The 13,021-nt window shown below is 37.6% G+C and carries 13 protein-coding genes; 12 read left to right on the top strand and 1 reads right to left on the bottom strand.

Annotated features, from left to right (window positions below; genetic code table 11):
- Positions 1-19 precede the first annotated feature (19 nt).
- Both CHB68_RS00730 and CHB68_RS00725 read left to right on the top strand, forming a co-directional pair.
- Positions 20-1,090 (top strand): mechanosensitive ion channel family protein, encoded by a 1,071-nt coding sequence (locus CHB68_RS00730; RefSeq protein WP_089258592.1) that lies wholly within the window; start codon positions 20-22, stop codon positions 1,088-1,090.
- Between the two features lie 9 nt (positions 1,091-1,099).
- On the top strand, positions 1,100-1,942 hold the full coding sequence (locus CHB68_RS00725; protein ID WP_089258590.1) for an N-acetylmuramoyl-L-alanine amidase-like domain-containing protein: 843 nt from the start codon (positions 1,100-1,102) through the stop codon (positions 1,940-1,942).
- Between the two features lie 7 nt (positions 1,943-1,949).
- Here the strand turns inward: CHB68_RS00725 and CHB68_RS00720 are convergent, their stop codons facing one another.
- A complete protein-coding gene (locus CHB68_RS00720) occupies positions 1,950-2,840 on the bottom strand; it encodes a helix-turn-helix domain-containing protein (RefSeq protein WP_089258588.1) in 891 nt (296 codons plus the stop codon).
- 192 nt (positions 2,841-3,032) lie between these two features.
- Here CHB68_RS00720 and hemA point away from each other — a divergent pair, with 192 nt between their 5' ends.
- The 10 genes from hemA to hemB all read left to right on the top strand — a co-directional run bounded on the left by hemA (position 3,033) and on the right by hemB (position 13,013).
- Positions 3,033-4,289 (top strand): glutamyl-tRNA reductase, encoded by a 1,257-nt coding sequence (gene hemA, locus CHB68_RS00715; protein WP_089258586.1) that lies wholly within the window; start codon positions 3,033-3,035, stop codon positions 4,287-4,289.
- The gene (hemC, locus tag CHB68_RS00710; protein WP_089258584.1) at positions 4,286-5,866 is read left to right on the top strand and encodes a hydroxymethylbilane synthase; all 1,581 of its coding nucleotides are present in this window, start codon (positions 4,286-4,288) and stop codon (positions 5,864-5,866) included. The genes hemA and hemC overlap by 4 nt, the downstream gene beginning before the upstream one ends.
- Positions 5,867-6,019: 153 nt before the next feature.
- Entirely contained in the window at positions 6,020-7,051 is a 1,032-nt protein-coding gene (gene hemE / locus CHB68_RS00705) for a uroporphyrinogen decarboxylase (RefSeq protein WP_089258582.1), read from the top strand.
- 10 nt (positions 7,052-7,061) lie between these two features.
- Positions 7,062-8,414: a TrkH family potassium uptake protein gene (locus CHB68_RS00700; protein ID WP_089258580.1), complete on the top strand. Its 1,353-nt coding sequence runs from the start codon at positions 7,062-7,064 to the stop codon at positions 8,412-8,414.
- Positions 8,415-8,428: 14 nt separating this feature from the next.
- Positions 8,429-8,971 carry a GNAT family N-acetyltransferase gene (locus CHB68_RS00695; protein ID WP_089258578.1) on the top strand — a complete coding sequence of 181 codons (543 nt, stop codon included), beginning with the start codon at positions 8,429-8,431 and terminating at the stop codon, positions 8,969-8,971.
- On the top strand, positions 8,961-9,863 hold the full coding sequence (hemF, locus tag CHB68_RS00690) for an oxygen-dependent coproporphyrinogen oxidase (protein WP_089258576.1): 903 nt from the start codon (positions 8,961-8,963) through the stop codon (positions 9,861-9,863). Before CHB68_RS00695 ends, hemF begins: the two co-directional genes overlap by 11 nt.
- Positions 9,854-10,798, top strand: a complete 945-nt coding sequence (locus CHB68_RS00685; RefSeq protein WP_089258574.1) for a DUF4421 family protein — start codon at positions 9,854-9,856, stop codon at positions 10,796-10,798. The genes hemF and CHB68_RS00685 overlap by 10 nt, the downstream gene beginning before the upstream one ends.
- Before the next feature lie 9 nt (positions 10,799-10,807).
- The gene (locus CHB68_RS00680; protein WP_089258572.1) at positions 10,808-11,596 is read left to right on the top strand and encodes a PhzF family phenazine biosynthesis protein; all 789 of its coding nucleotides are present in this window, start codon (positions 10,808-10,810) and stop codon (positions 11,594-11,596) included.
- Positions 11,597-11,850: 254 nt separating this feature from the next.
- On the top strand, positions 11,851-12,003 hold the full coding sequence (locus CHB68_RS18485; protein WP_167342549.1) for a hypothetical protein: 153 nt from the start codon (positions 11,851-11,853) through the stop codon (positions 12,001-12,003).
- Between the two features lie 20 nt (positions 12,004-12,023).
- The gene (gene hemB / locus CHB68_RS00675; RefSeq protein WP_089258570.1) at positions 12,024-13,013 is read left to right on the top strand and encodes a porphobilinogen synthase; all 990 of its coding nucleotides are present in this window, start codon (positions 12,024-12,026) and stop codon (positions 13,011-13,013) included.
- The last annotated feature ends 8 nt before the right edge of the window (positions 13,014-13,021 follow it).

Here is a 13,021-nt window from a genome sequence, read left to right as displayed (position 1 = left end):
GAAAACAGACACGATTGATATGAATACGATATTTGATACAATTCCAAAAAATGATTTCTATCTGTTCCTTGCATCGCTCATTGCTATATTGGTGGCCTATTGGCTAATCTCACATTTCTTGCGAAAATTTGGCAAAGACCCTAAATACCTGTTACCTGAAGGGACCTTTAGAAAAATTAGCTGGCCTATATTTTTTACCTTCATTAGCATTCTAATACGGTCAGAATCATTGCGTACCTTATTACAACTTGAGGAACATGGGTATTGGTTTAAAAAAGCCAGTACGGTCCTGTTCATTTTTTCTATTACATGGCTCATGCTCAACTTATTGAAAATGGTCAAAAAAGTCATCATCAGTAATTATGATGTACGGGCAGAAAACAACCTCAAGGCACGCAAGATCTATACACAATTTAATATTCTTGAACGTATTTTTATTTTTACAATAATCATTTTGGCCATTGGTGCCGTGCTCATGAGTTTTGAGAGTATACGTGAGCTGGGGGTCAGTATTTTTGCCTCTGCAGGGGTTGCGGGTATTATAATAGGTTTTTCTGCCCAAAAAATGATCGGTACCGTTTTGGCCGGTATTCAAATAGCTATTGCACAACCCATAAAAATGGATGATGTGGTAATTGTTGAAGGTGAATGGGGCCGTATAGAGGAAATTACCCTGACCTATGTAGTTGTAAAGATTTGGGACAAAAGAAGGTTGATCGTACCTACCCCATATTTTATAGAGAAGCCATTTCAAAACTGGACCAAGACCTCATCTGATATTTTAGGGACGGTCTTTTTATATACGGACTACAAGGTGCCTTTTGATGAACTTAGGAAAGAATTGACAAAAATTCTTGAGAGCACACCCTTATGGGACAAGGAAGTCAACGTACTGCAAGTTACGGATAGCAAGCAAAGCTGTGTGGAAATAAGGGCCCTAATGAGTGCCAAGGATTCATCTACTGCGTGGGATTTAAGGGTGCTTGTACGTGAAAAGCTCATTACCTTTTTACAGGAAAATTATCCTGAGAGTATTGTACGTACAAGAATTCAAATGGAGCAAGGTGATACAAAAGACAATAATGCATAAGTTTACTGCATGAAAAAGTTACTGTCCGTCCTATTTATTTTTACCATAATTCCTTGTGGAATATGCCAAGAAATCACCTGCTCTCCAGAAGACAGAGCAGCCGTTGAGAATAAACTAGTTGAAATAGACGAATTGTTGCAAGGTGATTTTGGCGCAACCATGGTTAGCGTTGGCAAAACATTTATGAAAACACCGTATGTAGCCAAAACATTGGAAATTGGTGATACGGAAACCTTAGTCGTAAACCTACAAGGTCTGGATTGTACCACCTTTGTAGAAAATGTATTGGCATTTTCCATGTTGCTTAAGCAACAAGAGAATTCTTTTGAGGCGTATTTAAAAAACCTGGAAACCATCCGTTATAAAAATGGGGCTTTAGACGGGTATGCATCACGCCTACATTATTTTTCTGAATGGATTGCCAACAATGCTGAAAAAGGACTGATTAAAGATATTACCGGTGAAATTGGCGGTGAAGAAATTACCAAGGACATCAACTTTATGAGTACCCACAGAGATATATATCCGTTTTTGGCAGATGACACTAATTTTTCAAAAATTAAGGACTCGGAAAATTTTTTAAACAATCAGGCTATTTGTGTACTAGCACAAGATAAAATAGCTGAGAACGAACATTTGATACAATCTGGTGATATCATTGCTTTCGCTACTTCAATTAATGGTCTCGATGTCACCCATACCGGTATTGCTACAAGGGAAACAGATGGTAGAATTCATCTATTACATGCTTCTACGGGTACCATGCAGGTCGAAATTTCCAAAAAACCGCTTGCGGACTATGTAAAAGGGATTAAAAGTAATACCGGAATTATGGTCGCTAGGCCCAATTAACATCTATTTAATTACCTACTAAAGCCTTTAAATACTTTTTTGGGGTAGTATTGTATTTCTTTTTAAAAGCGGCTATAAAATGACTAGCCGTACTATAGCCTACTTTTAAGCCTATTTCGTTTACATTATATTGACCCGTTTCCAATAAACGTTTGGCATACTCCATTTTATGGTCAAATAAAAAGCTATAAACAGAATCCCCGTAAATTTGCTTGAACCCTTCTTTTAATCGTTTTAGGCTCAATCCTATTTCACTGGCAAGTTCCGCCAATGTGGGTGGTTCTGCCATATTCGCCAATATAATTTCCTTGGCCTTTTTAATCTTCTTTACATTTTCCTCATCCGCAAGATACGGGCACTGCTCAATATCCGCATTTGGGCTTTTATTAAAATATAGTGCGATCAATTCATAAATTTTACCCTTTACGTACAAGGCCTTTATAGATGGATGCAGGTTGTAATTGATAATTTGACTAAGAATTACGGCTATTGAAGGTGAAAAAGGTTCCTGTGCATAATATTTTTTCTCTTTATTGTCCGTACTTAAAAAAGGAATATAATCCGCCTCTGCCGTAAAGAGCGAATGAAATTTCCGTAGTGTCATTACCACAGATACCATGGCGGATTTTGGATCCAATCGTAAATCTAGCGGAAGGTCTAATTGCGTATTGTATAGCAGCAAGGAATTTTCCTCGGTAACGCTTAAACTGTAACTGCCCTGGTTGAATGAAAAGGTACCACATCCTCTTAGACAAAAATGAAATTGTATGAACCGTTTACTTATTTCCCTTGAATAGGCTACACTTACATCCTCTTCATTCTGAAATTTAAGAACATACAAACCATCTTCTATCAATACTTCATCATATGACCTTTGAGCGTTATTTTTTTCTTTCATCGTACTAAAAAAATATATTATCTATTTAGAAAGCATCTAAATAAAAAATTATGATTAAGGCTTCAACAGTATAAAATTATAGCTATTTAACTGATAAATATCATTTTTTGACCAAAAATTCTGCATCCGTTACTAATTGTACCGCTAGCGTTATTTTTATCCGGTTGATGACTATACTTTTGTATCCGCTTTATGAAGGACTATCATATTTCTAAACATAACTCCTTTTATACCATTGGTCTTAACTACAAAAAGGCCGATGCCGAAGCCCGTGGTAAATTTAGCCTAGATGAAGTAGCTGTAAAAAAATTACTCATTGAAGCTAAAAAACAGGGTATAGATGGCTTATTGGCCACATCTACCTGCAATAGAACGGAACTGCACGGTTTTGCCCAACACCCCTTTCAACTTATCAAATTACTTTGCGACCATTCCAATGGTACGGTAGAGGCTTTTCAAGAAGTTGCATATGTATATAAGAACAAGGATGCCATTAATCATTTGTTTAGAGTGGGCACGGGGTTGGATAGCCAAATTCTTGGTGACTTTGAAATAATAAGTCAGCTAAAGCAAAGTTTTAAGCGTTCCAAGGAGCTGGGCATTGCCAATCCGTTCATAGAACGGTTGTGCAACAACATCATACAGGCCAGCAAGCGTATAAAGAACGAAACGGAAATTTCTTCTGGGGCAACCTCGGTCGCTTTCGCCTCTGTTCAGTATATACTTAAGAACGTAAAGCATGTTTCGGAAAAGAACATCTTACTCTTTGGAACAGGTAAAATTGGTCGCAATACGTGTGAAAATTTAATAAAGCACACAAAAAATCCGCACATCACCTTGATCAATAGAACCAAAGGCAAAGCTGAGAAAATTGCCGGTAAGTTTAACCTTATGGTCAAGGATTATGGGGATCTACAATCAGAAATTAGAAAATCGGATATTCTGGTCGTGGCCACAGGGGCACAAAAACCTACGATTACCAAAGAACTGATATATACCAAAAAACCATTATTGATTTTAGATTTATCCGTTCCAAAAAATGTGGATGATGCCATCTCCTCCATGGATAATGTCACTGTTATTCATTTAGATCATTTGTCTCAAATGACAGATGAAACCTTGGAACGTAGAAAGCAGTTCATTCCAGAAGCAGAAGCGATCAATGAAGAAGTAATGCACGATTTCAACCAATGGTTGGAAACCAGAAAATTTGCTCCGGTCATTAAAGCGTTAAAGAAGAAGCTGAAGACCATGAAAGATGAGGAACTTGACTATCAATCTAAAAAAACGGTCAATTTTAATGCAGATCAGGCAGATGTCGTAACCAATAGAATCATTCAAAAAATAACCAAACAATTTGCAAATCATCTTAAAGATGACTCGGTAGATTCCAATTCAAGTTTAGAATTTATCCAAAAAGTTTTTCAATTAGAATTGGACGAGAAATGAGTAAAGTAATACGATTAGGCACACGCGATAGCGAGTTAGCGCTATGGCAGGCAAATACCGTAAAAGACCAACTACAAGCATTAGGACATACCGTAAAATTAGTTCCTGTAAAATCTACGGGAGATTTAATTTTGGATAAACCCTTGTACGAATTAGGAATTACGGGGGTCTTCACCAAAACATTGGATATTGCCATGATCAATGGCGATATTGATATTGCCGTACACTCCATGAAAGATGTACCCACTGCCCTACCGCAAGGTATTGTAAAGGCCGCAGTTCTAAAACGTGGCAATTACATGGATATCATGGCATTTAAGGACAATGAAGAGTTTTTGGGCGCACGTGATGCCATTATCGCTACCGGTAGTTTACGTAGACAGGCACAATGGCTTAACAGATACCCTACACACACCGTTGTAGATTTAAGGGGCAATGTAAACAGCCGTTTAGAAAAGTTGTACAACAATGAATGGAACGGTGCCATTTTTGCCGCTGCAGGCTTGGAGCGTATTGGTTTGGAGCCAGAGAATACCATAGGACTAACTTGGATGTTGCCCGCACCTGCCCAAGGAGCAATTATGGTAGTAGCCATGGAGGATGATGAAGAAGTTCGTGAAGCATGTGCACAACTGAACCATGAGGAAACCGATATCTGTGTTACCTTGGAAAGGGAATTTCTTAGGGAATTGGAAGGGGGTTGTAGCGCACCGATCGGCGCGTTATCCTATATTAACAAAGAAAATATTGTTACGCTAAAAGGGGTATTATTAAATGTTGATGGAAGTAAAAAGTTAGAGGCGGAATTGACCGCTCCTCTAGGAAAACATCAAAATCTGGGAATTGATTGCGCAAAAAGTATATTGGCAAGAGGCGGGAAAAGACTAATGACCCAATTAGCCAATGCAGGCAACCCTATCAATGTTTTTTCTACTAAAAAATTGACCAATGAACAGCAGCTACGTCTTAATATAGCAGCAAATGCAGATTCAGACGATTTTATAAAAATAAGTCCCAACCGTATTTCTCCCATCGTTTTAAAAAAAGCGCACAAAAACGTAGTATTTACCAGCAAAAATGCAGTAGAGGCTGTTTTAACCAGCAGTAGTGTTGATGAGCTAAAATTTGAAAATATGTATTGCGTGGGAAGAAAAACACGCCGACTAATTAAAAAGAAATTTGGCATTAATGCACATTTTGAAAACAACGCTACCGATTTGGCCAACTATTTAGTCGAATATTTAAACGGTACCGAGGTCACCTATTTTCATGGAAATTTAAGTTTGGAAGATTTACCTAGAATCTTGGAAGAAAATAACATTACGGTACATGCAGTAGAAGCATATAGAACCAAATTGTCCGGTAAAAAAATTCCGAAAGAGGTTAAGGGTATTATGTTTTTTAGTCCGTCTAACGTTGAAAGTTATCTTCAAGAAAATTCGGCAGATAAAATTGCATATTGCATAGGGGAAACCACTGCAAAAGCGGCCAGGGAACATTTCAAAGAAGTAAAAGTAGCCAAAATACCAACGGTAGAAAGTGTTATAGATTTGGTGAATGCGGATTATGAAGATTAGCCGTTGGCTGTTAACATAGTTGCAATAGAATAAGAGACTTGAGGTCAATTTCTGAATTAATTCAAAAAAAATCTAAAATGATCCATGGTCTAATTTGTAAAATAAAAAATAGCTAAAAGCCAAAGGCTAGCAGCTAAAAGCTATTAAAAGAATATGAGCTTAAAAAACGACTTATTTCTAAAAGCATTAAAAGGTGAGACTGTAGAAAGACCACCAGTGTGGATGATGCGCCAAGCAGGTAGATATTTACCTGAGTTTATGGCAATCAAGGAAAAATATGATTTCTTCACAAGATGTCAGACCCCTGAATTGGCATCTGAAATAACGGTACAACCTATTCGTAGATATGGCATGGATGCCGCTATTCTTTTTAGTGACATTTTAGTCATACCACAGGCCATGAACATTCATGTGGAGATGAAACCGAATTTTGGTCCGTATTTACCGAATCCTATTCGTAACCGGAAAGATCTGGATAGGGTTATAGTACCAGATGTTCACGAAACCTTAGGGTACGTGATAGAAGCTATAAAAGCTACCAAGGAGAAACTGAACGATGAAGTTCCCTTGATCGGTTTTGCAGGTTCTCCTTGGACTATTTTATGCTATTGCGTACAAGGTCAAGGCAGTAAAACGTTCGATAAGGCTAAAGAATTGTGTTTTACACAGCCCGTTGTTGCACATGAATTGCTTCAAAAAATTACCGATACCACCATTGCCTATTTAAAGGCTAAAGTAGCCGCAGGTGTTAATGCAGTACAGGTATTCGATTCTTGGGGAGGCATGTTATCACCAACGGATTATCAAGAATTTTCTTGGCAATACATTCAGCAGATTATAGATGCTTTAAAAGAAGAGGCTCCGGTCATTGTATTTGGTAAGGGATGTTGGTTCGCTTTGGGCGATATGGCAAAATCAGGTGCATCCGCATTGGGTGTGGACTGGACCTGCTCGGCAAGAAATGCACGTTATTTAAGTGGTGGCAAAATTACCCTTCAAGGAAATTTTGATCCTGCCCGATTGCTTTCTCCACCGGCAGAAATCAAGAAAATGGTTCACCAAATGATCAACGAATTTGGTAAGGACAGCTATGTAGTTAATTTAGGGCACGGTATTTTACCCAATGTTCCAGTAGAAAACGCAAAAGCCTTCATTGACGCCGTAAAAGAATATAAAGTAGGCTAATACGTACCGTATGGGGTATTTCAAAAATATTGGAAAAACCTACAAGAAATTTAAATTAGGCTTAACACCACAACAAACTTTGTTTTATGGGTTCTTTACCTATATTACTTTTGGGTTTATATTACTGTGCATACCCCTTTTACAAAAAACACCGATTAGTTGGGTAGATAATCTGTTTACGGCAGCTTCTGCCGTTTCAACCACAGGATTGCTTACTGTACCTTTAACCGAATCATATACTTTTTTAGGGCAGTTGGTCATAATGGTTTTATTCCAGTTGGGAGGTATTGGCTACTTGACATTTACCACCTTTGTAATATTGTCCACCACTAGAAAAATGACGCATTGGCATCAAAAAATTCTAAAGACAGAATTTACATTGCCCAATACTTTACATATAAGGGATTTCATAAAATCTGTCGCAATTTTTACAATGGTCATGGAAACTATTGGAGCAATACTGTATTTTGTTGCCTTTAAAGGTGCAGGGTTAAGTTTTTGGAATGCAGTATGGTCATCAATTTTTCACAGTATCAGTGCTTTTTGCACTGCTGGTTTTAGTCTAGACCCTAATGGTTTTACCTCATATCTTGACAACGGACTTATTAATTTCACAACCAGTATGCTTGCCATTTGTGGTTCTATGGGATTCATTGTTGTTACCGACATCTTTTTATGGATAAAAAATAAATCGCACCAATTGAGCTTTACCACCAAAATTATCTTCTTTGGTTTCATAATTTTATTGGCAATGGGAACGGTACTCCTGTATTTTACAGAGCCTTCGCTCTCCATTATAAATGAAAATGAACGTTTAATGGCATCATTCTTCCAAGCAATGAGTGCTATGACCACAGTAGGATTTAACACGGTAGATATTGGCCTATTTTCTCAAGCCTTACTCATGGTTATAATTTTTTTAATGTATGTTGGTGCATCTCCTTCCGGTACTGCTGGTGGAATCAAGATTACCACATTGACCGCCGTTCTAGCAATAATGAAAAGTGGTTTGCAAGGCAAAAAAACCGTTACTTTTATGCATAGGAAAATTCCTGGTGAACGCTTACATATTGCCATATCCACTTTCATTTTTTATACACTTCTATTAGTATTGGGTACACTGCTGGTATGCTATACTAACAATTTTAAATTTGAGAATATACTTTTTGAGGTAGCTTCTGCATTGGGTACCGTAGGTCTAAGTACAGGGATTACAGGAGACTTGGACAATTATGGTAAAATTATCCTATCTATATTAATGTTTATAGGTCGCTTAGGAGTTTTGACTTTTGGATTAGCACTATGGTATAAAAAAAGTAAGAACAAATACAATGTTGTATCCGAAGAGGATTTGGCAATATAACCTTTAAATTAAGCATGGGTAACTTTACATTTCCTTTTTTCGAAATTAACCCTATATCTGAGCGAGATGGGTGGCGATTATGCGATTTTTGCTGTGCAAATGAAAATCACTTAAGCAGATTTTTCCCCAGTACGCTTGCGTCAAATTTAAATCCGACCTTATCCAAGCTCTTTGTTGAAAAGAAAGTCAGCGAGTTTATTAAAAACGAGGAATATCTATTCACCCTAAAAGAGCCTCAAAACCGTAAAATAATAGGGCTGGTGTATGTAAAAGCTATTGATCTTGCTAAAAAAGAAGCAGAATTAGCCTATTGCATAGATTATACCCAAACCAATAAAGGGTATACCAGTACCGCCGTGAAAACCATTTCTAAATGGGCGCTACAATTACCGAATATACATACACTACGGATTATTGCACACAAAACGAATATCGGCAGCATTAGGGTCGCAGAAAAATGTGGCTATCTTTGGAAAGAAACCTTAAAAAAATCCTTTACCCCACCTAACGAAAAACCGTTAGATATGGAACTTTACGTTTTAGAACATGAAATATAAATTTTACGCATACATACAACAACTTCAAGATACGATAACCGCCAAATTAGAAGAGGTAGACGGTAAAGCTACTTTTCAAGAAGATATCTGGAAACGCCCGGAAGGTGGTGGCGGTAGAACCCGTGTTATAGAAAATGGAGCAGTGTTTGAAAAAGGAGGCGTAAATATTTCTGGCGTTCATGGGGAATTGCCCGATAGCATGAAAGCATATTTTAAAGTGAAGGAAGGTAATTTCTTCGCATGTGGATTAAGCTTGGTATTGCACCCAAAAAATCCTATGGTACCAACCGTTCATGCCAATTGGCGTTATTTTGAACTGTATAATGAGCAAGGTGAAATTGTAGATCAATGGTTTGGTGGTGGTCAGGATTTGACTCCGTATTATCTTTTTGATGAAGATGCCAAACATTTTCATGAAGTCTGCAAAACTGCATGCGACAAACATCAGCCAACATTTTATGATACCTATAAAAAAAGGTGCGATGAGTATTTTTGGAACACCCATAGAAATGAGGCAAGAGGAATTGGCGGACTATTTTTTGATTATTGCAAGGCCAGAGAGGATATGGACATGCAAAACTGGTACGATTTTGTCACCGAGGTCGGAGACAGCTTTTTAAACAGTTATATACCAATTGTCATAAAACGTAAAGACCTTGAATACAGCCAGCATCAAAGAGATTGGCAAGAAATTAGACGCGGTAGATATGTTGAATTTAATCTAGTACATGATAAGGGTACGTTATTCGGACTAAGAACCAATGGGCGTATAGAAAGCATCTTAATGAGCTTGCCACCACATGTACAATGGCGCTATGATCACCAACCAGAAAAAAATAGTGAAGAAGAACGGTTAATAACTATATTAAAGCAGCCTAAGGAATGGATTTAAAGTTTGTATCGACAATAGGCATACTTCTTTTTTCCCAACTATTATTAAGCCAAACCAGTTCCAAAATTTTATCCTTCCCGGACAAAATTACAACTAGGGTAAATTTACAGACCACGTCCAATAGTTTTATTCTAAGGGATAAGATAACCAGGAACAAAACAGAGTTTATTCCCAATGACAAAAGCTATTTAGGCTTGTCCGTGTCATTTCGGGCGCTAGAACTAGACTTAGGCTATGCTCCCAATTTTTTATCCGAGAACAAGGATAATGGCGATTCAAAATTAATTACGCTAAATGCCAGAATGTTTTTTGATCACGTCATGCAGACCATAGATTTTTATAAGCAAAAAGGTTTTTTCGTCCGCACACAGGATATTACCTTGCCCGTAGACGATCTTAAGACCTTAAAGATCGGAGGAAGTACAAATTATATTTTTAATTCGGACTTTTCCTTTCGGGCCATTGGTTTTCAAAATGAATGGCAAACTGAAAGCGCCGGAAGCTTTATTCCAGGCGCTAGTTATTACTATACAAAATTTAAACTGGAAGATCCTTTGTTGGATAATCAATTAGAACATTCATTCAAATTTGCGGTTGGGCCAGGATATTACTATAATTGGGTTTTCAATGAAAATTATATAGTCTCGGCTGGCGGAATTGGTGGTTTGGGTTTTAATCTATCCAAGTCTGCTGGCGAAACTTCGTTAACCGGACTTGCCCAACTGATATTCAGGCTCTCAGGAGGTTATAACAGCACATCATTCTTTACCGGGGTAACTATGAATACACAGTTATTGACCCATTCTTCCGTAGAAAATTTAATTCTGGACGATTCCATCAGTTTTTTGGAATTCTACGTTGGATATAGGTTTGATGCACCTAAAAAATGGATTGATAAAGCCAATGAGATAAATCGTAAATTTGGTTGGGATTAGCACATAGACATGAAACAGAAAATATACCAGATCGATGCATTTACCACAGCATTATATGGCGGTAATCCGGCAGCGGTTTGCATTCTTGAACAATGGCTGAATAATCAGGTGATGCAAAAGATAGCTGCTGAAAATAATTTAGCCGAAACTGCTTTTGCCGTTGCCAAGGATGATCATTATGAGCTACGCTGGTTTACCCCAGAAGTTGAAGTTGATCTTTGCGGTCATGCCACATTGGCAACAGCCTTTGTCCTATATAATTACTATGGTTTCAAAGAAAATACTCTACGGTTTATTTCTCCAAGAAGTGGAGAATTATTGGTGCAAAAAAACGACTCGGGACTATTAACAATGGACTTCCCTACCGATGATTTAACAGCTGTTTCAGAACAACCACATATTACAAAAGCAATTGGAAAAAAGCCGTTAGAAATTTTTAAAGGCAAAACCGATTATATGCTTATTTATGAAACCCAAGAGGAAATAGTAGCCATGCAACCTAATTTTCATTTGTTGAACCAGTTGGATTGTAGAGGTGTCATTATAGCTGCAAAAGGTAACGAAGTAGATTTTGTATCACGCTTTTTTGCTCCGCAATGCGGTATACCGGAAGACCCGGTTACCGGATCTGCACATACCACCTTAACTCCGTATTGGTCCAAAAAATTAAACAAGACATTTTTGACCGCCAAACAATTGTCTGAGCGTGGCGGCGATATACAATGCGAATATCATGGAGACCGAGTAAAAATATCCGGTAACGGGGTTTGTTATTTGGTAGGTGAAATAGAAGTATAGGCTTTATAAAATTTAATATTCCTGAAAAGCATCTCAAAAAATTATACTTTGCCTATACCACGTAATTTTTATTGGTAGGTTACACTCAGGTATATCAACATTAATTTAGCTGCTAAGCCCATAAAAATAAGTAATAACCACTGTAGCTATTCTTCAAATTCCCCTATTTTTGTAAAACTTCAAGAGATGCACGTTTTATGGCATAGCAACTAAGGCTTTAAAGCGTTTGAGCGTTTGAATATAAATATTCGAATATGGCAAAAAAAGGCAAGGCCAAAAACACATTGAACAAAGCAAAGCATGCGAAGCTCATGGATAGAAAGAAGAACAAATTGAAGAAGGAAGCTGCGCTAAGAAAAGAACGGTTAAAGAGCATCATTAAAAAAAGTCAAGAATCTAAAAAATAAAGGAAACAAAAATTAGAATTATGTACCCACTTATACGCCCCAGAAGATTAAGAAGTTCAGAAGCTATACGCAGCTTGGTTCGTGAAACCATTATTTTACCTAGCGATTTTTTAGTACCGTTATTTGTAGTGGAGGGGAAAGATATTAAGGAAGAAATACCTTCTATGCCCAATTATTACCGACTCAGTTTAGATAATTTGACCAAAGAGGTAAAAGAACTTTGGAAAATGGGTTTACATTCGGTGTTGTTATTTGTTAAAGTTCCTGATAGCTTAAAGGATAACAAAGGTTCTGAGGCCTTAAATGAAAACGGATTAATGCAATTGGCCATTAAAACGGTAAAAGATGCCTGTCCTGAAATGTTGGTGATGACGGATGTTGCCTTAGATCCTTATTCTTCATATGGCCATGACGGAATTGTAACAGATGGTCAAATTTTGAACGATGAAAGTGTAGAGGTCCTTGCGGAAATGAGTGTATCGCACGCCAAAGCGGGTGCCGATCTTGTTGCACCTAGCGATATGATGGATGGCCGTATAATAAGTATTCGTGAAGCCTTGGAAGACGAAGGTTTTTTAAATACCGGTATTATGGCGTACAGTGCTAAGTATGCCAGTTCCTTTTACGGTCCGTTTAGAGATGCTTTGGATTCCGCACCAGTTGATATTAAAAATGTACCCAAAGACAAAAGTTCATATCAAATGGATTATGCGAATCGATTTGAAGCTATTCGCGAAACTCAGCTAGATATTGACGAAGGTGCAGATATTGTTATGGTGAAACCAGGATTGTGCTATTTGGATATTGTTCGTGAAATTAAAAATGAGGTTGATGTTCCCGTTGCGGTTTACCAAGTTTCCGGTGAATATGCCATGGTAAAAGCCGCTGCAGAAAAAGGTTGGCTAAATCATGATGCTGTGGTTATGGAACAATTAACCGCCATTAAAAGAGCTGGAGCCAATATTATTGCAAGCTATTTTGCCAAAGATGCAATACGCATTTTAGGGTAAGTATTAGA

Source organism: Maribacter sedimenticola (assembly GCF_900188415.1).
GTDB classification, from domain to species: domain Bacteria; phylum Bacteroidota; class Bacteroidia; order Flavobacteriales; family Flavobacteriaceae; genus Maribacter; species Maribacter sedimenticola.
This window is presented reverse-complemented; position numbering and strand designations above follow the sequence as displayed.

What these genes read in the sequence shown, in the direction of transcription:
- CHB68_RS00730 (WP_089258592.1), top strand. Translation starts at nt 20, where the DNA reads ATGAATACGATATTTGATACAATTCCAAAAAATGATTTCTATCTGTTC.
- hemF (WP_089258576.1), top strand. Translation starts at nt 8,961, where the DNA reads ATGAAATATAAATTTTACGCATACATACAACAACTTCAAGATACGATA.
- CHB68_RS00720 (WP_089258588.1), bottom strand. Translation starts at nt 2,840, where the DNA reads ATGAAAGAAAAAAATAACGCTCAAAGGTCATATGATGAAGTATTGATA.
- CHB68_RS00680 (WP_089258572.1), top strand. Translation starts at nt 10,808, where the DNA reads ATGAAACAGAAAATATACCAGATCGATGCATTTACCACAGCATTATAT.
- hemA (WP_089258586.1), top strand. Translation starts at nt 3,033, where the DNA reads ATGAAGGACTATCATATTTCTAAACATAACTCCTTTTATACCATTGGT.
- CHB68_RS00700 (WP_089258580.1), top strand. Translation starts at nt 7,062, where the DNA reads ATGGGGTATTTCAAAAATATTGGAAAAACCTACAAGAAATTTAAATTA.
- hemE (WP_089258582.1), top strand. Translation starts at nt 6,020, where the DNA reads ATGAGCTTAAAAAACGACTTATTTCTAAAAGCATTAAAAGGTGAGACT.
- CHB68_RS00695 (WP_089258578.1), top strand. Translation starts at nt 8,429, where the DNA reads ATGGGTAACTTTACATTTCCTTTTTTCGAAATTAACCCTATATCTGAG.
- CHB68_RS00725 (WP_089258590.1), top strand. Translation starts at nt 1,100, where the DNA reads ATGAAAAAGTTACTGTCCGTCCTATTTATTTTTACCATAATTCCTTGT.
- hemC (WP_089258584.1), top strand. Translation starts at nt 4,286, where the DNA reads ATGAGTAAAGTAATACGATTAGGCACACGCGATAGCGAGTTAGCGCTA.
- CHB68_RS18485 (WP_167342549.1), top strand. Translation starts at nt 11,851, where the DNA reads ATGGCAAAAAAAGGCAAGGCCAAAAACACATTGAACAAAGCAAAGCAT.
- hemB (WP_089258570.1), top strand. Translation starts at nt 12,024, where the DNA reads ATGTACCCACTTATACGCCCCAGAAGATTAAGAAGTTCAGAAGCTATA.
- CHB68_RS00685 (WP_089258574.1), top strand. Translation starts at nt 9,854, where the DNA reads ATGGATTTAAAGTTTGTATCGACAATAGGCATACTTCTTTTTTCCCAA.